This is a genomic window from Pseudoalteromonas holothuriae, assembly GCF_945859825.1.
GTDB lineage: Bacteria > Pseudomonadota > Gammaproteobacteria > Enterobacterales > Alteromonadaceae > Pseudoalteromonas > Pseudoalteromonas holothuriae.
In genome coordinates this window covers 310130-336313 of the sequence record NZ_CAMAPC010000001.1, presented here as the reverse complement: position 1 = coordinate 336313, position 26184 = coordinate 310130, and the positions used below count along the sequence as shown (strand labels likewise).

Here is a 26184-nt window from a genome sequence, read left to right as displayed (position 1 = left end):
TGATGATGACTTATATAACCTGAGTCCAGGTTATATTGGCAAACGCGCACGGCGAATAGCACTTTGTGGCATTTTTTCTGCTAAATGGGCAAGTGCTTTCTTTATTTTGTTGTGTAGTTTTTTATCTGCAACAGCAGAGTGAAATAACCAACGATACGCATCTTCATAATCTCTTGGGCTACCGTGCCCGGCATTAAACAAATTCACAAGTCGAATCTGCGCGCTTAAATTGCCTTGAGAAGCAGCCTCTCGCAAGTACACCACTGCCATCGCCTTGTCTGCTTGTACCAACTGACCAACATCATAATATCGGCCTAGTTGCTCTAAAGCGCTTGATAGACCCTGCTCTGCTGATTGGCGCATGTAATAAAGGCCTAATTCAACATTAGACTCAACACATACCCCATACGCCAACATATCACCATACAAAAACTGGTATGAAGGCAATGCCATTGTTTCAGCACGTGCTTCTATATCTTGTAAGAGCTGGCAATCATCATCTTTAACACGTTTTAAGTGCTGGTTCTTTTTGATCAATGCTATTAATTCAGCTTCAGTGTAAAGTGGCACAGCTTTTAGTTGTCCATTGGCAGACACTGCTGAGCTTGCAATTAATAAGCTAATACAACACACTCTTTTGATCATATCTTATCCAACTTAAATCTCATGAGAAATAAAAAGCAAAAAGTACACCAACTATCTACTACTACCCATTTTTATTAAAGCATTGCTCATGCTAGCGAGCTAAATATAACGCATTAACTGCGTTAAAAAATGGCTCATGTGGAATAACGACATACCAAAATTTGGTCTGGGTACTAAGCCATTTTTCCGTCGCTATATTTGATTATTTACTTAATGCAATTGGTATAATAAAAAGTCACCTTGCAGTTATCCAAGAAAACCAGCTGATACCATATTATAGGCACAAAAAAAGCTGCAATATGCAGCTTTTTTAGAGAATGGTTGTTTATGCACCAAATGGGTGACGAACAATCATTGTTTCAACACGATCTGGACCAGTCGAAATAATATCAACAGGTACACCGGTGATCTCCTCAATTCGCTTGATATAGTCAATTGCGGCTTGAGGTAACTGCTCAACAGTTGTTGCGCCGAATGTATTCTCGCTCCAACCTGGCATCTCTTCGTACACTGGTGTTACTTTTTCGTAGCCTTCAGCTGCAAGAGGAGTAACATTGGTCACAGTGCCATCTTCTAACTGGTAGCCCGTACAGATTTTGATAGTTTCAACGCCATCGAGTACATCTAGCTTCGTTAAACAAAACCCTGAAATACTATTGATTTGTACAGCACGACGCATTGCAACTGCATCAAACCAACCTGTGCGACGTAAACGTCCTGTCGTTGCGCCAAACTCATGGCCTTTCTCACCGAGGTGTTTACCAACAGGGTCTTGCTTATCAATGCCATCATACAACTCAGTAGGAAATGGACCTGAGCCTACGCGTGTTGTGTATGCTTTAACGATACCCAATACATAGTCAAGGTTTAAAGGCCCAAAACCAGCGCCTGTTGCCACGCCACCAGCGGTTGTGTTTGACGAAGTAACATATGGGTATGTACCGTGATCAATATCAAGTAATGTCCCCTGCGCACCTTCAAACAAAATATCATCGCCCGCTAAGCGAGTTTGATCTAGCAGCTCAGTAACATCTACAACCATAGATTTAAGGATGTCAGCTACAGCCATGGCATCATCAAATGTTTTTTGGAAATCAACCGCATCTACTTTGTAGTAGTTAACCAAAGTAAAGTTATGGTACTCAAGCACTTCTTTGAGCTTAGTAGCAAACTGCTCAGGGTTGAATAAGTCGCCAACACGAAGACCACGACGCGCCACTTTATCTTCGTAAGCTGGGCCAATACCACGACCAGTTGTACCAATTGCCTTTTCACCACGTGCCAATTCACGCGCTTTATCAAGTGCAACATGATAAGGCAGGATTAATGGACATGCTTCACTGATCAATAAACGTTCACGTACTGGCACGCCACGCGCTTCAAGCATACCAATTTCTTTCATCAACGCATCTGGTGCCAACACCACACCATTACCAATGACGCATTTTACGTTGTCACGTAAAACACCTGATGGAATTAGGTGTAATACCGTTTTCTCACCATTGATCACCAAAGTATGGCCTGCATTATGACCACCTTGATAACGCACAACTAAAGAAGCTTTATCTGTTAGTAAGTCAACAACCTTACCCTTACCTTCGTCACCCCATTGGGTGCCTAATACAACGACGTTTTTACCCATTGCAAAATCACTTAGAAAAAATTAGGCGCAGATTTTACCAGAAAACAGGGTGTGAGATCACCCCGTTTTGGCTGTTTTTTCCGCATTCACAAAAATAGTATCAAAAATACATGATATAAAACAAAAAAGCTCTGAGATATTTCAGAGCTTTTTCAATTTAGTAAAGGTAAATAGTTACTATTTACCTTTAGCACCTTTCATATAATCAAAGAACTCGCTGTCCGGTGATAACACCATCACATCGCCTTTGTTTTGGAAAGTACGCTTATATGCTTCTAAAGAACGAACAAAACTAAAGAATTCAGGATCCTTATTGTATGCATCAGCATATATTTTTGCCGCAGTTGCATCACCTTGACCACGCACACCACGAGCATTTCGTTCAGCATCTGCAAGCATTACTGTTACACGTCTATCAACTTCAGCTCGAATCGTTTCAGCTTTCTCTTGACCTTCAGAACGGTGTTCTTTTGCTACTGCGGTACGCTCTGCACGCATACGTTGGTAAATTGAGTTACTGACTTCATTAGGTAAGTTAATTTGCTTTACCCGTACGTCTAATACTTCAATACCCAACTCTTGCGCACTTTCAGATGCTTGTACTAATGCTTCTGCCATCAGTTCACTACGTTCACCAGAAACAATTTCACGAATAGTACGCGAACCAAAATTGGTTCTTAAACCATTGTTTACTTTTTGCTGCAATAGCGTTTCAGCATATTGCTTATCGCCACGAGAACGTAGATAAAACGAGCTAAAATCATTCACTTTCCACTTTACAAACGAGTCAACAATTAAGTCCTTTTTCTCGCTTGTAACGAAACGATCTGGCGCACCGTCTAACGTTTGAATACGCGCATCAAGTTTACGCACTTGGCTAATAAATGGCACTTTGAAGTGCAATCCAGGTGCATAAACAACCGCTTTGTCTTCTTTGTCCTTTTGTACTTTACTAAACATCAATACAATCGCACGCTGTCCTTCGGTCACCACAAACACTGATGAAAAAGACAACAAAACGGCAGCAATTAATATCACAATACTAAAGTTTTTCATTGTGCTTATCTCCCGTTATTAAATCTGTCTTGTGTAAAACGGTCATTACCGCTATTCACTGTGCTATTTTGCGATTGACCTAATGTTTTACGTAACTCATTAATGTCGTTCTTACTTGGTAACTTAATTTGGCTGCCGGAACCGCCTTGCCCCATAATTTTATCTAACGGTAAGTACATCATGTTGTTACCGCCTTTTACATCAACCAATACTTTGGTGCTATTAGTGAGCACTTCTTCCATTGCATCGATGTATAAACGCTGTCGAGTAACTTCTTTAGCAGACTGATATTCAGGAAGTAACTTTTTAAAACGCTCAACTTCACCGCTGGCTTCTAATGCTACACGCTCTCGATAGGCTTCAGCTTCTTGAGTCATACGTGTCACTTGACCACGGGCACGAGGCTCTATCTCACGGGCATAGGCTTCTGCTTCACGTATAAAGCGCTCTTCATCTTCTTGCGCAGCAATTGCATCATCAAACGCATCTTTTACCTCTGATGGAGGACGCGAGTCTTTAAAGTTCACATCGGTAACTAAAATACCTAAATTGTATGGTTCGATGATTTTATTTAATTCATCCCATGTCCTTTGACGAACAAGCTCACGGCCCGTTGTTAGAACTTGGTCCATACGTGAATGACCCACTACATAACGTAACGCACTGTCTAGAGATTGTTGTAAGCTATGGTCGGCATCAGTAACACTAAACTTATACAAACGAGGGTCCATAACGCGGTATTGAACTTCAAATTCAACACTCACTACGTTTTCATCCTCAGTTAACATAAAGCCTGACGCTGAAAGTGAGCGAACCGCTTCGATATTTATCGGGATCACTTGCTCAACAAACGTCATTTTCCAACGTAGACCTGGGTCTGCGATTCGCTCAAACTGTCCAAATTGTAAAACGATACCACGTTCAGCCTCTTTGACTGTGTATATACCACTTAAAGCCCAAACAATTATCGCAATCAGTAAGATGAAAGTCATGCCAGCGCCACCTAAGCCACCGCTCCCTCCACCGCCAGATTTACCGCCGAATAAACCACCAAACTTGTTGCTGAATTTACGGAATACTTCGTCTAGATCAGGTGGGCCTTGATCCCGACCACCGCGGTTTTTCCACGGATCGTTATCATTGCCATTATTACCCGGTTCATTCCAGGCCATAGCTATACTCCATTGTTATTAAAGTCAATTAGTGTAAATCTACCAAATATAAGACGTTTCTCATACCCAAATGCGAGCAAAACTGCATTTTTCTATGTAAAAACTATGTATCAATAAAATTTTCTATATCTATACCTTGGTCTTTTTTCAATCGCTCCCAGTCTATTTCTGGTAAACGTACCTGAATAAGCCAATTTCCCTGTTCGTCATAATCTTCTTGTTGCACTGCATTTAAATTAAACAATGCACCTCTTAGACGACCAAATGCAGGGGGAATGCATAAAGTATGATGAAAAATTTTCTTCGCTAATAGCTCAGAGATTGCTTGTGACAGCAATGGTATACCAATTCCGCTGTGGGCCGATAGCCATACACGAATTGGTTGTCCTTCATCATTTCGATCAATCCTAGGCCTAACATCTTCTAGCAAATCTATTTTGTTATAAACCAACAATTGAGGAATGTCATCTGCATCAATCTCTTTTAAAACAGACTGTACTTCTTCTATATTCTCTTTTCGTCGGTTATCTGCCACATCTACAACATGTATTTGCAAATCGGCTTCGCGTGTTTCTGTTAATGTCGCTTTAAAAGCGGCCACTAAGTCATGTGGTAAATGGCGAATAAACCCGACCGTATCAGCCAAAATCACTGGACCGATATCATCAATATGGAGCTTTCGCAAAGTTGGATCAAGCGTTGCGAATAATTGATCTGCCGCATAGACATCAGAATTAGTAATTAAATTGAATAATGTTGACTTACCGGCATTGGTATAGCCTACCAATGATACAGTTGGCACATCATTACGAGTACGCGCACGTCGCCCTTGCTCTCGAACAGTCGCCACTTTATCTAAACGTTTGCGAATACTTTTAATACGCTCACGTAACAAACGTCTATCCGTTTCTAACTGAGTTTCACCCGGTCCACGTAAGCCAATACCACCTTTTTGACGCTCTAAGTGAGTCCAGCCCCGAATCAACCGAGTAGAAATATGCCTTAGCTGCGCAAGTTCAACTTGTAGTTTACCTTCATGTGTTCGCGCGCGCTGAGCAAAGATATCAAGAATAAGCGTCGTTCTATCTAACACGCGGCACTGACAAACACGCTCTAAGTTTCTTTCTTGAGAAGGACTGAGTTGATGATTGAATATAACGACATCTGCATTGTGGATTTTGACAATCTCAGCTATTTCTTCTGCTTTACCCGTGCCGACGAATAGTTTGGCATGTGGCGCTTGGCGGCTGCCTTGCACAACCACCAAACTACTAACACCTGCAGAAGATACCAACATTTCCAGCTCTCGTAAATCTTCACGATCGCCCTCATTTGGAAAGTCAATATGAACTAAGACTGCCTGTTCGCCGGCTTCATAACGGTCAAACAAGCATTACGCTCCTAATATAAATTAAAAATTACCATCATCGGTTTGCTCTGTACCTTCAGCCCCTTGTGCACTTTGGAAGTTTACTGCACGAGCGGGTACCACTGTTGAGATGGCATGCTTGTAAACCATTTGGTTTACCGTGTTCTCTAGCAAAATAACGAACTGGTCAAATGATTGAATTTTACCTTGTAATTTGATGCCGTTAACTAAAAAAATTGAAACAGGAATGCGCTCACGACGTAAGACATTCAAAAAAGGGTCTTGTAACGATTGGCCTTTTGCCATTTTCTTTTCCTTCGTTCTAGGTGTTATTATTAGTTTCGCCTTCAATTAAATCTAAGTAGCTTGATTTAACAGCTACTATTAGCTTAGCGAAGTTAATACACGTTGCAAGTTTTGTTGATCATTGGTCTCTAACCAAGTCACTTGCGGCCACCCTCTTAACCAAGTAAGTTGCCGCTTTGCAAGCTGTCTGGTTGCTGCAATACCTTTGAAAACCATTTGCTCGTAGTCGCAGTCACCAGCTAAATGTTCCCACATTTGTCGATACCCAACACAACGTATTGAGGGAAGGTCAAGGTGTAAGTCTTCTCGCTTATATAGGGTCAAAACTTCATTTTTAAACCCCTGTTCGAGCATAATTTGAAATCTTTTTTCAATACGTTGATGCAACTCCTTTCGATCGCTCGGTGCAATAGCAAACTGATGAAATTGATAAGGTAATGGGGCCTGCTTTTGCTGCTGCAGCTGGGTCATTGTCTTACCACTGATCCGATATACTTCCAACGCTCGGTTGATACGTTGCGAGTCATTTTCGCTAATTTTTGCAGCAGCTTCTGGGTCAACGTCTGTGAGCTGCTTATGTAACTGAGGCCAACCTAACTCATTTGCCTCAACTTCCAGTTGCGCACGCACCAATGAGTCAGCTTCAGGCAAAGGCGATAGGCCTTCAATCAAACCTTTAAAATACATCATGGTACCACCGACCAAAATAGGCACCTTCCCTTGTTGATGTAACGCATCAATATGACGACAAGCGTCTTTGCAAAAATCAGCAACAGAGTAGCTCTCTAGTGGGTCAATTATATCAATGAGATGATGTGGTGCTAAGGCAAGCTCATCAGCATCGGGCTTTGCCGTTCCTATATCCATTCCTTTATAGACTAGCGCTGAATCAACACTCACAACCTCTGTGTCTAAATGCTGACATAACTCTATCGCTAAGGCTGTTTTTCCTGCAGCCGTTGGCCCCATTAGTGTTATTACAGGTAATTTATTCACTCTAAAACTCTTGTGGTAGTAATTGTAAAAACGTCTTGCTCTGTATTTTAACTGCTTTTTCCTGAATACGCGCCAAACATTTTTGACTTTTTTCTATATATTGTTGAGCCTTAGCAAAATGCTCACTCAAATAATAACGCTTAGGAGTCTGAGCGACTAACCATTCAAGCCACTGTTCCATGTGCTGTAAATCGTTTTTACAAGCATTCAGAACTTCAGAAATAAAAACCCCTACATCAATACTATACAAACTAATTGGTAGTTTTTTTACCATAATATAGCGCTCAAACAATTGTATATCAAAGCCAAGCAAGGTTAACCAGGACTCTTGTAGCAATAGATGTGCAAGTTCATCTTTTTCTAAATTCACTCGAACAGGTAATAGCAAAGCTTTACTGGGTAAACTGGCATCCTGCTCTAGCTGACTTGTCCAATAAATTTGCAAGGCATATTTACAATGAGAAACCAAAAGCTGTTGCTGTTTCGATAAAAGTGCAACACCACCTTCAATAACCAGTAGCTTAGTTTGTTGAATAGGTTGCTGATGTTCGATTAGTTGTGTTAATGGAATATCAAACTCACTCGCTTGCGAATGACTTAGCCCTTGATAAAGTTGATTAACATTATATTGGCGCTGTGTAGGTTCATTTTTGCTTCTTGATGATGCACCTGTCCCAACTCGCCCCTTTAGTTCTTTATCCGCTGAGTGGCTCAAGGCTTGGGAAGATGCAACGTTAACAAGCTCAGAAGGTTGCGACGTCCTGACAGGCTGTAATTCACTTCGATATGTTTGATGCTCAACGTCTGATATTTGTGACTCATTTTGTTGCATTACTAAGTCATCTGTTTGGGATGTCACCGTTTGTTTAATTGCTTGTACAATAAAATCATGCACCAAGCGCGCTTGGTGAAAACGAACTTCATGCTTTGCTGGGTGAACGTTAACATCGACTTGTCTTGGGTCTATTTCTAAATACACCACAAAACCTGGTACATCTTGCTCGCCTATTACCTCTTCAAAGGCTTGACGAATAGCGTGCAAAATTAACTTATCGCGCATCATTCGGCCATTTACATAGGTATACTGAGCGCTGCTTGAGCACCCAACAGGTAATACCCAAGCATACAACATCAAGCCTTCAGCACCAGACTCTATATATGTAGCTTGCTGTTCAAATACTTTGCCAGCTACTTGCGCCACACGTTTTACGCCCTGCTCTTTACTACTAGCACGATACTGGCGTATCACTTTTTGATTATGCGTTAATGTAATTGCCACATCAAAACGACTCAACGCAATTCGTTTGACCAGCTCATCTATATGACTAAATTCAGTTTTCTCGGTACGTAAGAACTTACGCCGAGCTGGGGTATTAAAAAATAGATCCTTAACTTCGATGGTTGTGCCATCTGGATGCGCGGTAGGTTGTACTTGAACAGCCATATCACGCCCTTCAGCAAACGCTTGCCAAGCCGTTTCCTGCTCAGCAGGTTTTGAACTAAGCGTTAACCGTGACACAGAACTAATCGACGCGAGTGCCTCACCACGAAAACCCAATGACGCGATACACTCTAAATCATCTAAACTTTTTAATTTACTCGTAGCATGACGAGATAGTGCTAAAGTCAACTCATCTTTGATTATACCTTTACCATCATCACGAATACGAATAAGTTTATGGCCACCACGTTCAATATCAATGTGAATTCGAGTTGCGCCTGCATCAATACTATTTTCTACCAACTCTTTAACAACCGAAGCGGGACGTTCAACTACTTCACCAGCGGCAATTTGGTTAGCGAGCCGTGCGGGTAAAATCTCAATACTCATAACCAATTATGCCTTTGGAATTGTCAGAACTTGACCTATAAACAACGTATCTTTGGTAAGTTTGTTGGCTCTTTTAAGCGCGGCGATTGATATGCCATATCTATTTGCCAATACACTTAACGACTCACCACTTTTAACAACGTGTTCTGCGGGCTCTTTTAGCCTTGCAAACAAAGAATCATCAGGGGGGTTGCGCTTATAGTAGTTTTTAATCGATTTAAAAATTGCACGAGCAAGCTTTTCTTGGTGATTGCCCGATTTCAATAAACGTTCTTCTTTAGGGTTCGAGATAAATCCTGTTTCAACCAAAATTGATGGTATATCTGGTGATTTAAGAACACCAAAGTTTGCAGATTGTGGGCGCTTCTTATGGAGTTTAGTTACTTTTTTTAGTTCACTGACGACTTCATCAGCAACTTGTAATGCCGTTTTCATCGAGTGATCCATTGACATATCTAATAAAGCTTTTGCCAAATACTTTTCGTTTGCAGTATCTTTAATTAACTCTGCAGCACCACCTAAAAGTTGTGAGTGTTTTTCTTTATCTTCTAACCACTTACCTATTTCTGAGTTAGCTCTTCGCAAAGACAACACCCACACTGATGACCCACTAGGGCCTGGGCTGGAAAATGCATCAGCATGAATAGAGACAAAAAAATCAGCTCTTTTCTCGCGTGCTTTATTAGAGCGAGTATGAAGCTTTAAGTAGTAATCACCGGTACGAGTTAAGCGCGCTTTCATGCCTTGCTGTTTATCTATTAAACGTGCTAAACGTTTGGCAATTGGTAGAGTAACATTTTTTTCATATGTGCCAGAGGGCCCAATAGAGCCGGGGTCTTCCCCGCCATGCCCTGCATCAATAGCAATAATAATATCTCTATCAACCAATCTATCGCGTTTTTTACTGGTGTTCTTCTCATTACTATATAAGCTTGTTTTTTTCGCATATAAATCAATAACAAGCCGATCTTTTTTAGGTGCTGTGGGTGCTAATGCAAAAATAACAGGTTTTACACTACTGGTAAGCTCAAATACCATACGCGTGGCGTTTTGGTTTTTAGCCTTGGAGTATCGCAGCTTTTTAATTAAACGGTGTTCAACAGGAATAGCAGGAAGGCTTTTGGCTTTATTTGTATTGTTAAAATCAACAACAAGGCGAAGCGGGTTTTTCAGCATAAAATAGCTGAAATCTGGCTTATCCGATAAATCAAACACCACCCGTGTGCTATCTGGAGAAGGCCAAACTCGCACGCCTTGAATATCATTTTTTGCCTGCACAGCAAAGCTAAGCACCATAAAAATAATGCTAAATAATAAAGTTAACACATACCCTGTACTACGCATCTTGTCCTAATTGATTTATGATTATTTGTCCGCGCTCACTGTTTGCAGACAAAGTAATTATTCGTTGTTGACCATCATATGCCATATCAACATCTAAATCTGAGTTCGGAATAAACCCATGCCCTTTTTCTGGCCATTCAATAATACAAATAGCATTGGTGCTGAAATAGTCTCTAATACCCATATACTCAAGTTCTTCAGGATCTCCCAATCGATATAAATCAAAATGATATATTGAGACATCATCAAGATCATAGGGTTCAACTAAAGTGTATGTTGGGCTTTTTACTTTACCAGTGTGCCCCATACCTTGAACTATACCGCGCGATAACGTTGTTTTACCAGCACCTAAGTCGCCATGTAAAAACAACACTGCACCTTCTTTAATATATTTACACAGGCGTGTGCCCATAGCCACCGTTTGTGCCTCATCGGCCAAATGCTGACTAAAAGTATTACTCATGGTTACCCCAATAAACGTCGAATATGCACAAACAAATCGCTAGCAAGCAATCCTCTTTCCCCCTCCTTTGCTGCAATTTGCGCAGCTAAGCCATGAATATACACAGCTAAACTAGTTGCAGCAAACGGCTTCATGCCTTGAGCAAGCAAAGCGCCAATTATACCAGATAAAACATCCCCCATCCCAGCGCTTGCCATCGCAGCACATCCTGAACGGTTGATATTTATACATTCTTCACTCACAGTCAGTGTTCCCGGCCCTTTAAGTACCAATGTAGCTTTGTAGGTTTTAGCTAAATGTGAAGCTAATTCAAAACGATTAAACACATCAATAGTCTCAAAATCACAGGCCAGCCTCTTTGCCTCTGCAAAATGAGGGGTTAATATTGCATTGTCAAAACGTAATTTAGTTTTAGCCAATAAATTTAAGCCATCAGCATCACACACCACGGGTTTTGCAAACCCTAAACTACTTGTAAATATCGCCTGAGCCCACTCATCCTGCCCAAGGCCAGGACCAATTACCATAATATCTGCTTTTGACATCAGTATGGATAACTCTGAAGCATTTTGAATGCCATGCACCATCAACTCATACCGCCCTTGCAAAACGCTTGCAACATTGTCAGGGTGTGTCGCCACCGTCACTAATCCTGCCCCGCTTCGAAGTGCAGCTTCTGATGCCAAACGTATGGCACCTGCCATTCCCTTATTGCCCCCCACTAAAAGTACATGCCCACACGTATTTTTATAACTATCTAAAGGACGCTTTTCTAACTCTACAAACAGGGCTGTATGATCCATATAAACGGCGCTTGGAGGAGTAAGTTGATAAAATGCATCTTCGACAGCCAAAGATGCATAAAGTAATTGCCCACAGAACCCTTTAGCTGTGCCAGTTAGTAATCCTTGCTTTAATGCAATGAAAGTGATCGTCACATCGGCACAAAAGGCCCCCTTTGCAACTATACCAGTCGTCCCATTAATACCACTTGGCACATCTATACTCAGGCATTTAGCACGGGTGTTTGCACACTCTTTAAATAAGGCTTGTATGTCATTTGATAAATCGCCTCTAAAACCTGTGCCGAAAACACCATCAACAATGACACAAAAATCACTTATCTTTGGACGTTCCATTACAACCGTAATACTATGCTTACATGCTTCATGGTATGCATCTTTAGCATCCCCGCTTAGTAATGCAGGGTCATATAGACTAAATACACATACGTTACGTCCTGACTGATGTAATAATTTAGCTAACACATATGCATCTCCAGCATTGTTTCCTTTGCCAACTAGCAAGAGTACATGTTGAGCACTGACTTGGTCATATTCAAACCATGAAAATAATGCCTCTCCTGCACGCTGCATAAGATGAGAGAGTTGAGTACCGCTGTTTTGTGCCGCTTGTGCTTCATATTGCTGTACTTGTTGGGCACTATAAGCAACCTGTGGTAAATTAGTGGTGTATTTAGCTTCCAAGATAAACATTCCGTGACAACAAATAGTATTAATTATATTGAACTGACAACAAAAATTAAGCAATGGGGTAAAGAGCTCGGATTTGCCAGTATAGGTATCACCGACATCGACTTATCTAAACATGAAGCTCAATTACAACGTTGGTTAGATAACGACTATCACGGTGACATGTCTTACATGGCTTCGCATGGCATGAAAAGAGCGCGACCAGCGGAATTGGTCCCTGGTACGCAACGTGTAATTAGCGTTAGAATGAATTATTTACCCGCCGATGCCAGCTTTGCACACGCTTTAAAAAATAAAGAAATAGCCTATATTAGCCGCTATGCGCTAGGGCGTGATTACCATAAAGTAATGAGAAGTCGTCTCAAGCAACTAGGGCAGAAAATCGCCGAGCATAGTAAAGAGCTTGGCTTTCGTCCGTTTGTAGACTCAGCCCCCGTACTAGAGAGGCAACTTGCAGAAAAAGCAGGTCTTGGCTGGCGAGGTAAAAACTCTTTACTGATCCAAAAACAAGCTGGGTCTTGGTTTTTCTTAGGAGAGCTGTTTGTTGATATTCCATTACCTATTGATCAGCCTGACAAGTTTGAAGGATGTGGTAAATGTAATGCCTGCATAACACTTTGTCCTACAGGGGCAATTGTTGAGCCTTACGTAGTTGATGCGCGCAAGTGCATCTCGTATTTAACAATTGAATTGCAAGGTGCGATACCAGAGCAATATCGTTCACTTATTGGCAATCGCATATATGGGTGCGATGATTGTCAACTTGTATGCCCTTGGAATCGCTTTGGACAGCTCACTAAAGAGGCGGATTTTTCTCCACGCACTCAGCTTAAAGATAAAACGCTCATCGAGCTTTTTAACTGGGATGAGAAAACATTCTTAACCGCAACAGAAGGCAGCCCAATACGCCGAATTGGTCACCAAAGATGGCTTCGAAATCTCGCTGTTGGCTTAGGAAATGCACCATATAGTGAGCAAATAGTGAACGCATTGAACGCAAGTCTACCAAATTCATCTGAACTTGTTAAAGAGCATATTTTATGGGCTCTGCAACAACAGCATTCTAAACAACCACAAGCACATAGAAAGGCAGCCCGCCTCATTCGAATCATCGAAAAAGGCCTACCTAGAGATGCTTAGTAAAAAAGCTTAAGGGCTGTTGTTCTTTGAGGTATGAATTTTTTCAAATCAAAGGCTTTCATTACGCGAAATAAGCAATACAGCATAATAGTTATGTCAGTTACGAATGACAAAATAGTGGAACCCTTTAATTGGAGCCTTTGGACAGCGCCATTCGGGCATTTTTTCTACATTATCACCTAGCTTACATAGAATAACTGTGGATACAGGTTCTGCCTTGGGAAAATACCCGAATGACTGCTGTAAAAACACACAGCAAAATCAACAACCCCTAGTTTCAGGTATCACTAAGACAGCTGCCTCAAATACCCTTTACTACACCTTATTACTTCTCATCAACCTTGTTACTTAATGCGGTTAAATCAGACTCAATTTCTGAAAACGCGGCCCTTACTTGAATAAGCGCTTCTTCTCTGGCAACCGACTTTTGAATCGCATTATCTACCTTATTATAGATAAACAACTCCTGATCTTCGTCCAGCCCCATGGTCGGAATACGCTGCTCAAACTGTTCTTGTAACCCTTTAAATACGGCCTCATTTTGTTTGCGATTATTATCCAGTAGTAACATAAGCCCTTTGAATTTACTGCTAATCATCGCAATGGCACCGTTAAGGTTTTGTTGCTGTTGACATAGCTCATTGCGGGTTAAAATTGCGAGTAGTTGTTGCTCAGTGACACTAACAATAAAGCAAATATGATCCCGAATTCGACCATGCTTTTCGCTATCACCTTCAGGCATATTAAGCACCAATACACTAATATAGTCGAAATTCACTAAAATACGGCTGGTAAACTCATGTAATCGCCCTTTTGATTTTAAAATTTCGAATAACTCAAGCACAATGGGGGAACACATTCCTGATGTGGCGTGATGAAACTGCTCATCATTTATTCTAAACTCGATGTTACAACTTAAACCAAAATTAGACATGCAATTTATCAACGCCTTTGCAAGCGTAGTAACATCATCAATATTAGCAATATTTTCGATGTAATTAACAATTTGTCCCATTTCACTGCTCGTTGCCATTGCGCTAAATGCAGTGGTTGTCGCATCTTCAACTTGTTGCTCTAAAATATCTTTCTCTAATAACATATGCCCAAGTTTAAGCAATTTTGCGGTTAATTCTCCTTGGCCAAAAGGCTTAACGATATAGTCTTCAGCCCCCACAGAATATCCCTCCATCCGTTCCTCAACCGACCCTCTTGCGGAAACAAACATAACCACAATGTGACTTGTATCAGGATTAGATTTTATCGCGCGGCATACCTCGTAGCCGTTCATTTTCGGCATACTTACATCTAATAAAATAACTTGAGGGTTAAACTCCTCAAGCATATCTAAACACTCAGGTCCACTGGCTGCGGTTCTAAGTTCAAAATCTAAATCCTCAAGAATTTCTTCTATAATTTCAAGATTAAATGGTTCATCATCCACAGCTAAAACACGTTGCAATGCCATATATAAACTCCTTGTATCGTTTATTGCCTTTAGTATTTATAGCTCTGGTTTTAGCTTTATGCGAATGCAAACGTTTTACTTTTTGTTCATTGGCAATTCAATATGCATCGTGACACCTGGCCCCTCATTATTCGTGGCATAGATACATCCTTTGTGTAACAGCACAAACTCTTTACAAATAGCCAACCCTAAACCTGTGCCACCAGCACCGCTATTAGTGGTACTGCTTTGCACAAATTTAGAAAAAATTTGGCTAAGTTCATTATCAGGAATACCAACACCTTGATCGCAAATTTCAATAATGACTTTGTCTTGTTGCATGGTTAATTCAATCAATACATCCCCCCCTTTGGGGCTAAACTTAATGGCATTACCCAATAAGTTACGGATCACTTGATTAATTTGCTCCTGATCACAATAAACAAAAAATCGCTCATTATTAGCCATAAACTTAAATTTTATATGCTTTGCAAGGGCTGAACCTGAGACATCATCTATTGATGTTTTTACAATGTGACACAAATCATGGTTATTAGGTTTAAATGGAAATCGTCCGGCATCAAGCTTAGATAAATCTAGCAGATTATTTAGCAATAATAATAGGCGTTCACCGCTAGTTTCAATGCGTGATAAATACTTTTTCAGCTTATCTACTGGTATCGCATCGGCATTTAATTTATCTAAACCAAACCGTGCAAAACTTAATATTGAATGCATTGGGGTGCGTAATTCATGAGACATATTGGCAAGAAACTCTGACTTACTTATATTAGCAGCCTCAGCGGCCTCTTTCGCTTTTTGTAGTTGCGCGGTTCGTGCTTGAACCTCAGCCTCTAATACTTCTTTAGCTTCTTCTAGTACTTGCTGCTTTTTCTTCAAATGTGCAACGTTTTTTAATATTACTGAAAAAGCCAGCTCGCCATGGTGATCGATTTCATTGAAAGTGCCCATTAATGGAATTTCTATTTCATTGCGGGTAAGTAATAATTCACAGTCAAAGTTACGTCGACCTTTAAGCCCTTTCATTTTCTGTTTTAAATTATCAACCGACTCTTCATCAAAAAGTTCAAATATTGAACTCAATTGCATTTGCTCTTGCGTACAACCAAATAGCTCTTTACAAGCGTCATTGCCCTCTATAATACTGCCATCTCGATTAAATAAGACAATAGAGTCTGGCGTGTGTTTATAAATAACACGTAACAAACTATCTCTTTCAATCAGCGCATCAACTGTATCTTGCAACCGCTCTACAAGCTCTTGATTGTGTCGTTGTAACAACTCTGTTTGCCAAAGCTTATGTAGTGCCTTAAGTAAGTCACCATCTTCAAAGGGGCTTATCAAGATATCATCAACACCAACACGAATTGCTTCTAGCATATCAATTTGGTCAGCTTTTTCAGTGTAAAGTAAACACCGAGTACTGTGATTCAATACTTTTAATTGTTCAAATAGCTCAAGCGCACTTTTATCATCTGGTTCGTAGGCTGCAATGAGTAAGTCAATCGATTGATGCTCCGCCTGTGCAATACCCTCATAACTTGTTGCTGCGGTATACACGTTTAGCTGCGCACCAGAGAGGCTATTCGCTAATTCAGCCAAACGTACCAATGAGTGATCAATCAGTAAAACCGTTGGTAAAACTAATCGACTTTCAGAACCGATTTCAAACACCCGCTCTAATAAGTTAGTAATTTCTTTATTTGAAAAAAAAGGGTAAACCACAATACCGTTCGGCAAAGCCTTATTAAACTGACTAAATAAGGCAAGTTGCTGTGCATGATCAGGTTTCGGGGCAAGTAAAATGAGCTTTTCATGATTTCGTAACTTTAATAGTAAGTCTAGAAAAGTAGTAGGGATTCCATTGGCAATCGCAATTGCATCATAATGCTCTAAATCCTCCACTTGAGAGAGCATACGATAGTGAATATGTTCAACCTCCCCCCCCAGTAATTCGAATAACACTTTTAAGCGCATAGCTAGTACACTATTGCTATCGACAATCAAAACCTTGTTCTTCATTTGCCTACACCGCTTCTTCCTTAACTTGTCTCAAGTGTAGACGATTTTTTCTTCTTAATTGTCAGGCATCATTCATCTAGGTGCTTGCCCATTATAGTCAAGCTATAACGACTGTTATCCATCTTTGCAATGTCGGGTAACTCACCCCATGACTTAAAACCATGGCGTTTAAACAAACTTAGGCTAGGCGTGTTATGGCTAAAAATAAATCCAAGTAAAGCCGAGACATCAATAAGTTTGGCATGGGATTGAGCAAAATCCATCAGTACATTACCCAACCCTTTACCTCTGGCTTGCGTTGCAATATATATACTTATCTCACAGGTTTGAGAGTAAGCAGGACGACCATAAAAAGATTTAAAACTCAGCCAGGCAAGAACCGCTCCTGCTTGCTCATAAACAAATAGTGGCCGATTATCATAGTGGCTATTAAACCACTCTAAACGCTGCTTTGCGCTTACCATTTCAGTATCTGCAGTCACCATTCTGCTTGCAATCGTTTCATTATATATGTCTGTGATACTTTGCAGGTCTTCAATTTTAGCTATTCTTATTGTCATCGTGTATAAATATCTGATCGCACTAAAGTGTAATGCCGTATCATAAAAGATTATTATCTTAGAGGGAAAGCAGATGCTAAAAAAATTAATACTACAAGTTACGCTGCTCAGTAGCGTTTTAATGACAAGTGCCACATATGCTAAGCAGTGTGATGACTTCACCAACGTTGAACTGCGCAAATTACGCTCAGAACAAACAATAAATATATGTGAGTTTAAAGATAAACCCTTATTAATTGTAAATACTGCAAGCAATTGTGGTTTTACCGGTCAATTTGAAGGCTTAGAAAAACTGCACCAGACCTATAAAGATAAAGGCTTAGTGATATTGGGATTTCCTTCAGATGACTTTTTTCAAGAAGAGAATGATGAAAAGGATACGGCAAAAGTATGCTTTATAAATTATGGGGTAACCTTCAATATGCTTGCAACCTCTGCTGTACGTGGTGACGATGCAAACCCTATTTTTAAGCATTTAAATGCTCAAACAAGCTCTCCTAAATGGAACTTTTATAAATACTTAGTTTCAGCAGATCGAAAAAGCATCACACGCTTCAACAGTCGAACTAAACCGCTCTCAAAAGAATTAACCAGTGCTATTGAAAAAGCCCTCTAGGCAAATAGTGAGTTTTTAGAATTTTTGTATTAGAATAAAGTCTGAGCAAAAAACAAACATAAGCGAATTAATAATTATGGAGAGCATATGACAGTTGCAAGTGCAAGGCACATTTTAGTTGAAAGCGAAGCAGAGTGCTCAGATTTAAAGTCGCGCATTGCTGAAGGTGAAGATTTCGCAGAGCTCGCAAAACAATACTCAAGCTGCCCTTCTGGTCAAGATGGTGGTGCATTAGGTGAATTTGGACCAGGTATGATGGTACCAGAATTCGATAAAGTTGTTTTTTCAGCGCCAATTAATGAAGTGCAAGGGCCGGTTCAGACACAGTTTGGGTTTCATTTACTTGAAGTAACAAGTCGCTCAGAGTAAATTAGCTTTAAAGTTCTTAAGGCCGCTTTTTGCGGCCTTTTTTATAGTAAAAAGGAATCATTATGCAGCTATATGGCTCGAATACTTCGCCTTTCGCACGGCGCATCAGAATGTTTGCAGCACTTCATAACTTACCGATTAATTATCAACACATAGACATTTTCAATGAGCAAGACAGAGCCACATTGATCGCCCACAATCCCGCTCGAAAAATTCCATTTTTAATTGATAACACAAATACCATATGTGATTCTGGTGCCATATATCGCTACTTAATAAGTCAGTTTCAGTTAACTCATATGAGTTGTTGGCAAGAAAATCAACTTACCAACATAAACGCCTGTAATGACTCTTTGGTCGAGCTACTGATATGCGAGCGTTCGGGCTTTGATACACAAGCAGATCAGCTATTTTTTAATCTACAAAGAGAAAGAGTAGAAGCCGTATTATCTGATTTAAATGAACAATGCGTGAAAAGTGACTTTTTAAACTGCGACTACTTAAAGATCAGTTTATACTGCCTGCTAGATTGGATTGTATTTAGATCATTGACCGACTTAAGTTCGTTTGCGGCGCTAGTGCAGTTTTGTGAAGCACACGCTAACTTACCGGGCAGTACAAGTTCAGATCCTAGAATATAATTGTCATATTAAAAAAGGTACAGACAATGAGCGACATTGAAATAGAATCGGAATTAATCACCTTTGTAGAGCAAGTACGTTCAAATCAACAAGTTTGGGCGCTCGGCGCACAAGATGGTGGTATCGTAGTATGTGAGTCTAATCAATTTGAAGAAACTGACGTGCTATTAATATGGGATAGCGAACAAAAAGCACAAGCACAATGTAAAGATGAGTGGCAAGATTACACACCTGTTGAAATTTCACTTGATGAATTTTTAGATGAGTGGGTTGAAGACTTGAATGAAGATCAAGCGCTTTTTGGCCTAAATTGGAATGATGAAAATGTTTGTGTGGAGATTGAACCTGTCGGCTTAGCTCGCGCGCTCGTAGACTAAGGCTATTAAGGTTCCCTCAATTGCGCGCACATATGCTTGCGCGCTCTCCCCTTTACCACTGGGTGGCATTAAGGGTTCCGCTCCTGCGATTACTGCCCTATCATAACTTTCACTCACATTATAACAACACAATGTAAGCTCAAATCCTAGTGCTGGTTGCTTTGGTTGTGCTCTTATATAGCTTTGCTTAAACTGAGCTTGTGCCAGTGGATGACTTGCAAAACCTAACACAACTTCACCAGTATCTAACTCACCATAGTCCCCAGCCTCAGTCAAAGCTTGCGTACTAAGACCAAATGCTTGGTAATAAAAATCTAGTACTTCTTCTACGTTATCAACGTAAATCACAGTTTTAGCATAGCGCATCATGAACCACTTAAAAAATAATTAACCCAAAGTAATACTTAAGATGATGCTATTTAGCTACCTAGATTAAAATCTAGTTCATCTCAGAGCCTCTTTTACTAAGCATAAATTCAAAAGTGGGTAAAACACAATCAATGTAGATTTTATTATAACAATTTTATTAAAACATTGATCATTCTAGCGAGCTAAATGACTCATATAAAAAAACGACATACCGAAATTTTTGCCTCGTCACGAAGCCATTTATTTAATGCTATTGGTATCAAAGCAAAAAAAATGCGCTAAACCGAGTCATAAACAAAAAATCCGTAGACTCTGAGAATCTACGGATCACGTGAACCTTTACTTACTATAGCCGAAAAATTATTTAGGCTTTTATTATTAAGACTTGTTTCGATTTTCTTTAGTGAATGCTCTAAGTTTACGCTTTTGTGATAGCGTCATCTTATTAGTACGTCCAGAGTAGGGGTTATCCCCTTCACGGAATTCAATTTTAATTGGTGTACCCATGATGTTAAGAGCTTTTCGATAGTAATTCATTAGGTAACGTTTATAACTGTCGGGTAGATCGTGTACTTGGTTACCATGGATCACAATTCTTGGCGGGTTATAGCCACCTGCGTGAGCATATTTTAGTTTTACACGGCGTCCACGCACAAGCGGCGGCTGGTGATCAGCTTGCGCCATATCCATAATACGACGTAACATGGCCGTGCTAATACGCTTAGTTGCTGATTCATAAGCTTCATTCACTGACTCAAACAAATGACCAACACCAGTACCATGTAACGCAGAGATAAAATGTAAACGGGCAAAGTCTATAAAACCAAGGCGACGATCTAGCTCCGTCTTAATACGCTCTTTTACATAATCGTCCAACCCATCCCACTTGTTTACAGCTATAACTAATGAGCGACCAGAGTTTAACGCAAAACCCAATAAGCTTAAATCTTGGTCTGATATCCCGTCTCTTGCATCAACGACTAACAATACAACGTTTGCATCTTCAATAGCTTTCAAAGTTTTGATCACCGAAAACTTTTCAACCACATCACTTACTTTTTTACGTTTACGTACCCCAGCTGTATCGATAAGTACATATTCACGGTCATTGCGTGTCATCGGGATATAAATAGAATCTCGCGTGGTACCTGGCATATCATAAACAATAACTCTGTCTTCACCAAGAATACGGTTTGTCAGCGTAGACTTACCTACATTTGGCCGGCCAATGATAGCGAGTTTTATCGGCTTATCTTCAAAAGGCGATTTACCATCTTCGTCAACTCCTTCGTCGCCTTCAAGATACAATTCAGCTAACTGCGCGTCATCTTGCTGTAACTCTTCATCTTGCGCTGCAAGTTCAGCAATAACAGGCTGTAATGTAACATCCAATAGCTGAGTTACACCTCTCCCATGAGCCGCTGCAATATGATAAACCTGACCAAGTGCTAACTGGTAAAATTCAGCACAACTTGAATCTGCATCAATACCGTCTGTTTTATTCGCAACTAGGAAACACTTCTTTTGTTGTTTACGTAAGTGTTGCGCGATAGCTTGATCTGCTGCATTCATGCCAGCTCGTGCATCGACCAAAAAAAGCACAATATCAGCTTCTTCAATCGCTAATAGCGATTGCTCGGCCATTTCTGTTTCAATGCCCTCTTCTGAACCATCAATACCACCAGTATCGACCACGATAAACTCGTAGCCATCATAATTAGCTTGGCCGTATTTACGATCACGCGTAAGCCCTGGAAAATCAGCTACTAAAGCATCTCTTGTACGCGTTAAGCGGTTAAACAGTGTGGATTTACCCACATTAGGTCGCCCAACAAGAGCGATCACCGGAAGCATAGACTACCTCTTTAATAAACAACAAAAGGCTTCGCAAAGCGAAGCCTTAACATACTTAACTAACATTAAGTGTTACGGAATTTTAATTGCGCTAACTTCACCATCACGGGTGTATACAATTAGCTTGTCATCAGCAACAACAGGTTCAACAAAAAAACCAGAGCTATCAAATGACTCTCGAGCAACCAACTGGCCTGTTTGCTTATCTAACCAATGCAAGTTGCCTTCTTGATCGCCTACAGCAAGATAATTGCCTGCTACAGTCGGTGCGGTTAAATACCAACCACGTAGAGCTGGTTGACTCCAACGCTCAATACCTGAATCTTTATCTAACGCATAGATAACGCCGTTACTATCTACCAAATAAAGAACATTTAAATCTAAGCTCAAGTCTCGATAACTACTGTATTCTCGCTTCCACAGTACATTACCACTGCGCACATCTACAGCCGCTAAATTTCCATTATAGCCTATTGCATAAGCTGTTGCGCCACTAACAACCGGCTTGGTATCAACATCTACCAAACGCTCAAACTCAGATGAACCTTTTGCGATTGCTACATCAGCGCTCCAAGCGCTATAACCGTTTTCAGCAATCAATACAGATAACTTACCGCTTTCTTCACCAAATAATACACCACCATTTGCCGCAGTCGGTGAGCTCAGCCCTCGCAATGTTAAAGCAGGTACTTCTTGATCATGACGCCAACGCTCTTCACCTGTATCTGGATGTAATGCTAGCAGTTTACCTGAGCCTAAGTTGACATAAACAAGACCATCTCCCGCTGCCGGTGATGAAAGCGCTTCACCAGGAACTGCTTTACGCCAAAGGATTTCGCCAGACTCTCGATTAATAGCAATGACTTCACCATGCTCTGAACCTATATAAATGTTACCGTAGGCTTGTAAAATACCACCAGAGAGCTTAGCACTGTCGTTATCTTCCCATGGCCAAAATGCAGGGGCTTCACGTACATCTGTTTGCCATAGTGTTGCGCCTGATTCTAGGTTAAGTGCTTTTACCAAACCATAACGCTCTGCAGCAAAAACCGTATTTTTATACACAGTCGGTGTTAAACGTGAGAAATAATGCTCTACACCGCTACCTACACTTTCTTGCCAAACGATTTGTGTTTCAAATTGGTTATTGACCTCTGGCAATACTAACTCTTCTTCATCATCACTAGATGAACATCCTAACAACGACGCCATACACAGCGCCAAGGTGGCCATACTGAGCTTATTCATGGTAGCTCCTATGCTGCAGGCTGTACGGTTGCTAAGTCGTCTAACTTAATTTTAAGTAACGTATTCGCACCTTCTGTCGAAGCATCCAAAGCGGCTTGATACTGGCTTTTAGCCTGCGCTTTATCTCCCTGTTCTAAAAATATATCGCCTTTTATTTCAGCAACTTGTGCTTCAAAACTCTGTGGCATTGACTGATTTAATGTTGCGAGTGCTTGATCAAATTGCTGCTGCGCCAATTGTACGCGTGCTAAACGGGTTAACGCGGTCGCCTTCAATTCCATGCTCGCTACGTTATCTGCAGCCCACTGTAGTTTTTGTGCTGCCACATCAAGCTGTTGCTTTTCAGTCGCTTCTTTGGCTGCAACAAATGCCGCTAATATAGCGTAGTTTGAATCACTATTTTCTTTAACAAAGCTTTCGCTTGAAGCCAATACGTCATCACTTTCGACAAATTGACTGTATGCATTTGATGCGGCTTCTGCACTATCGATTTGGCTTTGGTTATAGGCTTTCCAGCCATATAAACCACCCAAACCAATTACAATGCCCAACGCTAAAGACACGCCATTTTCACGAAAAAATCGCTTTATGGCTTCAGCCTGCTGTTCTTCTGTTGAGTAAATTTCCATTATAACCTCTTATACTGTCAGTGCTTGTAAAAGGATTTTCACCTCATCAAACGACACTGTTACTTGTTCTTTTTGTTCTCGCAGATATTTAACGGTAACTGTGCCTTGCGCTAATTCTTCTTCACCGAAGATCAACGCAACGACAGCATCACTTTTATCTGCGCGTTTTAATTGCTTTTTAAAATTACCACCACCAGCGTGCACCATAACACGCAAGCCTGATACTTCATTGCGTAACTGTTCAGCGATAACAGGGGCTTGAATACTCGCTTCATCACCCATTGTGGCAACATAAACGTCAGCATTGCGACGTATATCTCCAACACATTCAAGTTCTTGTAACATTAATACCAATCGTTCAAGACCCATAGCAAAACCAACTCCAGGGGTTGCTTTACCACCCAGTTGCTCTACCAAACCGTCATAACGACCACCAGCACACACCGTGCCTTGTGCACCTAAACTATCCGTAACCCATTCAAAAACAGTACGATTATAATAATCCAAGCCGCGAACCAAGCTGTCATTAACTTGGTATTCGACGCCGGCTGCATCTAAACGTTCACATAAATTTTTAAAATGTGCTTGAGATTCATCATCCAAGTGCTCAGAAAGTTTTGGCGCTTGCTCTAAAACCGCTTGCACATCAGGGTTTTTACTATCTAGAACACGCAGTGGGTTAGAGTGCATACGACGCTTACTATCTTCATCTAACTGCTCGATATGCGACTCTAAGAATGCGACTAAGGCATCTCGATATTGTGCTCGAGCTTCATTCGAGCCCAAAGAATTTATCTCTAAACGCACATACTGACTAATACCAAACGTTTCCCATAAACGTGCCGTTAGTAGAATGATTTCAGCATCGATATCAGCACTGGCTATACCAAATGTTTCTACACCAAACTGATGAAACTGACGGTAACGACCTTTTTGTGGACGCTCATGTCGAAACATTGGCCCCATATACCAAAAGCGTTGCTCTTGGTTATACAATAAGCCATTTTGATTACCGGCTCGTACGCATACAGCCGTACCTTCAGGACGTAAAGTGAGACTATCACCACTGCGGTCTTCAAAAGTGTACATTTCTTTTTCAACGATGTCGGTTACTTCACCGATAGAGCGTTTAAATAAATCAGTAGACTCAACAATAGGAAAACGGATCTCTTGATAGCCATAAGACGCCACCGTTTTGCGCAATATATCTTCTACTTTCTGCCACACTTGCGTTGTACCAGGTAGGCAGTCGTTCATACCACGAACTGCTTGAATTTGTTTTGCCACTGAAATTCCTAAATAAATCTGTTTTTTATCAATGCGATCGCCGCAAAGTACCTGACTTGCGTAAAAAATGAATCGCTCATTATACCCAAACCGACTGAAAATGCGACCTACGGCGAAGACTGACCCATTGCTAACATAAAAATATTACTTGAATAATGCCTTTGAACTTACTCAACAATCTTAATCTCTATTTCTGGTTGCTGTTCTTTTTTGGCAACAAACTCTCGTACCTGTGACTCTAGTTGCTCAACAATATTATCGTTATCAATGCGCAACTTTTGACGTTCACCGTTGATATATAAACCCGAACGACGATTTGCACCTGCAAGGCCTATATCACTGATAAGTGCCTCTCCAGGGCCATTAACAACGCAGCCAATGACAGATACTGAGATAGGTGTGATGATGTCTTCAAGTCGCTCTTCAAGCTGGTTCATCGTATTAACTACATCAAACTCTTGACGTGAGCAACTCGGGCAGGCGATAAAGTTAATACCGCGAGAACGAATACGTAGCGACTTTAAGATATCAAAACCTACCTTGATTTCTTGTACAGGGTCTGCAGCCAATGAAACTCGTAATGTATCGCCAATCCCTTCAGCCAGCAGCATACCTAATCCGACAGCAGACTTTACTGAACCCGATCTAAAACCACCCGCTTCAGTGATCCCTAAATGCAGGGGTTGATCAATTTCTTTTGCCAATAAACGATAAGCCCCCACCGCTAAAAACACGTCAGAAGCCTTAACTGACACTTTAAATTGTTCAAAATTAAGGCGCTGTAATATTTCAACATGCCGCATTGCTGACTCAAGCAATGCCTCTGGTGTTGGTTCTCCATATTTTTCTTGTAAGTCACGCTCCAAAGAGCCACCGTTGACACCAATTCGAATAGGAATGTTACGCTCAGATGCTGCATCAACCACCGCCCTAATTCTATCTTCAGAACCAATATTACCAGGATTGATACGCAAGCAGTCTGCACCATATTGTGCTACTTTTAACGCAATACGATAATCAAAATGAATATCTGTAACCAGTGGGACATCTACTTGCTCTTTAATGCTTTTGAATGCTTCAGCCGCATCCATTGTTGGTACAGATACTCGCACAATGTCCGCACCAGCCTCTGCAATTGCACGAATTTGCGCAACTGTAGCATCGATATCAAGCGTATTTGTATTTGTCATTGATTGCACTGCAATCGGTGCCCCATCTCCGATAGGAACATGCCCTACATTAATGCGGGTAGATTTTCTGCGCTTTATTGGAGATTCTGAAAACATAGAA

At 40.8% G+C, this 26184-nt stretch carries 25 protein-coding genes; 5 read left to right on the top strand and 20 right to left on the bottom strand.

Annotated elements, in window-relative coordinates; all coding sequences use genetic code 11:
• Positions 1 to 30: 30 nt before the first annotated feature.
• The 11 genes from OCI93_RS01515 to OCI93_RS01465 form a co-directional block, all read right to left on the bottom strand.
• A complete protein-coding gene (locus tag OCI93_RS01515; RefSeq protein ID WP_261591618.1) occupies positions 31 to 645 on the bottom strand; it encodes a tetratricopeptide repeat protein in 615 nt (204 codons plus the stop codon).
• Positions 646 to 970: 325 nt separating this feature from the next.
• Positions 971 to 2287: an adenylosuccinate synthase gene (locus tag OCI93_RS01510; protein ID WP_261591617.1), complete on the bottom strand. Its 1317-nt coding sequence runs from the start codon at positions 2285 to 2287 to the stop codon at positions 971 to 973.
• Between the two features lie 177 nt (positions 2288 to 2464).
• Positions 2465 to 3343: a protease modulator HflC gene (gene hflC, locus OCI93_RS01505; protein WP_261625610.1), complete on the bottom strand. Its 879-nt coding sequence runs from the start codon at positions 3341 to 3343 to the stop codon at positions 2465 to 2467.
• A gap of 5 nt (positions 3344 to 3348) precedes the next feature.
• Positions 3349 to 4515: an FtsH protease activity modulator HflK gene (hflK, locus tag OCI93_RS01500; RefSeq protein WP_261625609.1), complete on the bottom strand. Its 1167-nt coding sequence runs from the start codon at positions 4513 to 4515 to the stop codon at positions 3349 to 3351.
• A 103-nt stretch (positions 4516 to 4618) separates the two neighbouring features.
• Positions 4619 to 5905 (bottom strand): ribosome rescue GTPase HflX, encoded by a 1287-nt coding sequence (gene hflX, locus OCI93_RS01495; RefSeq protein WP_261591614.1) that lies wholly within the window; start codon positions 5903 to 5905, stop codon positions 4619 to 4621.
• 21 nt (positions 5906 to 5926) lie between these two features.
• Positions 5927 to 6190, bottom strand: a complete 264-nt coding sequence (gene hfq, locus OCI93_RS01490; protein ID WP_261591613.1) for an RNA chaperone Hfq — start codon at positions 6188 to 6190, stop codon at positions 5927 to 5929.
• Between the two features lie 78 nt (positions 6191 to 6268).
• Complete coding sequence (gene miaA, locus OCI93_RS01485; protein ID WP_261591612.1) at positions 6269 to 7186, bottom strand: tRNA (adenosine(37)-N6)-dimethylallyltransferase MiaA; 918 nt, start codon at positions 7184 to 7186, stop codon at positions 6269 to 6271.
• Position 7187: 1 nt separating this feature from the next.
• A complete protein-coding gene (mutL, locus tag OCI93_RS01480; RefSeq protein ID WP_261625608.1) occupies positions 7188 to 9017 on the bottom strand; it encodes a DNA mismatch repair endonuclease MutL in 1830 nt (609 codons plus the stop codon).
• Positions 9018 to 9023: 6 nt separating this feature from the next.
• Positions 9024 to 10313 (bottom strand): N-acetylmuramoyl-L-alanine amidase, encoded by a 1290-nt coding sequence (locus OCI93_RS01475; protein WP_261625677.1) that lies wholly within the window; start codon positions 10311 to 10313, stop codon positions 9024 to 9026.
• Positions 10314 to 10353: 40 nt separating this feature from the next.
• Complete coding sequence (gene tsaE, locus OCI93_RS01470; RefSeq protein WP_261591610.1) at positions 10354 to 10824, bottom strand: tRNA (adenosine(37)-N6)-threonylcarbamoyltransferase complex ATPase subunit type 1 TsaE; 471 nt, start codon at positions 10822 to 10824, stop codon at positions 10354 to 10356.
• Positions 10825 to 10826: 2 nt separating this feature from the next.
• The gene (locus OCI93_RS01465; protein ID WP_261625607.1) at positions 10827 to 12320 is read right to left on the bottom strand and encodes an NAD(P)H-hydrate dehydratase; all 1494 of its coding nucleotides are present in this window, start codon (positions 12318 to 12320) and stop codon (positions 10827 to 10829) included.
• A gap of 3 nt (positions 12321 to 12323) precedes the next feature.
• Here OCI93_RS01465 and queG point away from each other — a divergent pair, with 3 nt between their 5' ends.
• Positions 12324 to 13457, top strand: coding sequence for a tRNA epoxyqueuosine(34) reductase QueG (gene queG / locus OCI93_RS01460; protein WP_261591608.1), 1134 nt, complete (start codon positions 12324 to 12326; stop codon positions 13455 to 13457).
• A gap of 325 nt (positions 13458 to 13782) precedes the next feature.
• On the opposite strand, the gene OCI93_RS01455 is transcribed toward queG, so the two are convergent.
• From OCI93_RS01455 to OCI93_RS01445, 3 genes are all read right to left on the bottom strand, one after another.
• A complete protein-coding gene (locus tag OCI93_RS01455) occupies positions 13783 to 14922 on the bottom strand; it encodes a response regulator (protein WP_261591607.1) in 1140 nt (379 codons plus the stop codon).
• Positions 14923 to 14997: 75 nt separating this feature from the next.
• On the bottom strand, positions 14998 to 16944 hold the full coding sequence (locus OCI93_RS01450) for a sensor histidine kinase (protein WP_261591606.1): 1947 nt from the start codon (positions 16942 to 16944) through the stop codon (positions 14998 to 15000).
• Between the two features lie 68 nt (positions 16945 to 17012).
• Positions 17013 to 17504: a GNAT family N-acetyltransferase gene (locus OCI93_RS01445; protein WP_261591605.1), complete on the bottom strand. Its 492-nt coding sequence runs from the start codon at positions 17502 to 17504 to the stop codon at positions 17013 to 17015.
• Between the two features lie 73 nt (positions 17505 to 17577).
• Here OCI93_RS01445 and OCI93_RS01440 point away from each other — a divergent pair, with 73 nt between their 5' ends.
• From OCI93_RS01440 to OCI93_RS01425, 4 genes are all read left to right on the top strand, one after another.
• Complete coding sequence (locus OCI93_RS01440) at positions 17578 to 18120, top strand: glutathione peroxidase (RefSeq protein ID WP_261591604.1); 543 nt, start codon at positions 17578 to 17580, stop codon at positions 18118 to 18120.
• An 87-nt stretch (positions 18121 to 18207) separates the two neighbouring features.
• Positions 18208 to 18489 (top strand): peptidylprolyl isomerase, encoded by a 282-nt coding sequence (locus OCI93_RS01435; RefSeq protein ID WP_261591603.1) that lies wholly within the window; start codon positions 18208 to 18210, stop codon positions 18487 to 18489.
• 62 nt (positions 18490 to 18551) lie between these two features.
• Positions 18552 to 19130 (top strand): glutathione S-transferase family protein, encoded by a 579-nt coding sequence (locus tag OCI93_RS01430; RefSeq protein WP_261625606.1) that lies wholly within the window; start codon positions 18552 to 18554, stop codon positions 19128 to 19130.
• Positions 19131 to 19156: 26 nt separating this feature from the next.
• On the top strand, positions 19157 to 19507 hold the full coding sequence (locus OCI93_RS01425; RefSeq protein WP_261591601.1) for a DUF2750 domain-containing protein: 351 nt from the start codon (positions 19157 to 19159) through the stop codon (positions 19505 to 19507).
• On the opposite strand, the gene OCI93_RS01420 is transcribed toward OCI93_RS01425, so the two are convergent.
• From OCI93_RS01420 to ispG, 6 genes are all read right to left on the bottom strand, one after another.
• Complete coding sequence (locus OCI93_RS01420) at positions 19484 to 19873, bottom strand: VOC family protein (protein WP_261591854.1); 390 nt, start codon at positions 19871 to 19873, stop codon at positions 19484 to 19486. The genes OCI93_RS01425 and OCI93_RS01420 overlap by 24 nt on opposite strands.
• 381 nt (positions 19874 to 20254) lie before the next feature.
• Positions 20255 to 21730, bottom strand: coding sequence for a ribosome biogenesis GTPase Der (gene der, locus OCI93_RS01415; protein WP_261591600.1), 1476 nt, complete (start codon positions 21728 to 21730; stop codon positions 20255 to 20257).
• A gap of 72 nt (positions 21731 to 21802) precedes the next feature.
• Entirely contained in the window at positions 21803 to 22978 is a 1176-nt protein-coding gene (gene bamB / locus OCI93_RS01410; protein ID WP_261591599.1) for an outer membrane protein assembly factor BamB, read from the bottom strand.
• Between the two features lie 8 nt (positions 22979 to 22986).
• Positions 22987 to 23607 carry a YfgM family protein gene (locus OCI93_RS01405; protein WP_261625605.1) on the bottom strand — a complete coding sequence of 207 codons (621 nt, stop codon included), beginning with the start codon at positions 23605 to 23607 and terminating at the stop codon, positions 22987 to 22989.
• Between the two features lie 9 nt (positions 23608 to 23616).
• Positions 23617 to 24894: a histidine--tRNA ligase gene (gene hisS, locus OCI93_RS01400; RefSeq protein WP_261625604.1), complete on the bottom strand. Its 1278-nt coding sequence runs from the start codon at positions 24892 to 24894 to the stop codon at positions 23617 to 23619.
• Between the two features lie 167 nt (positions 24895 to 25061).
• Complete coding sequence (gene ispG, locus OCI93_RS01395; protein ID WP_261625603.1) at positions 25062 to 26180, bottom strand: flavodoxin-dependent (E)-4-hydroxy-3-methylbut-2-enyl-diphosphate synthase; 1119 nt, start codon at positions 26178 to 26180, stop codon at positions 25062 to 25064.
• Positions 26181 to 26184 lie beyond the last annotated feature (4 nt).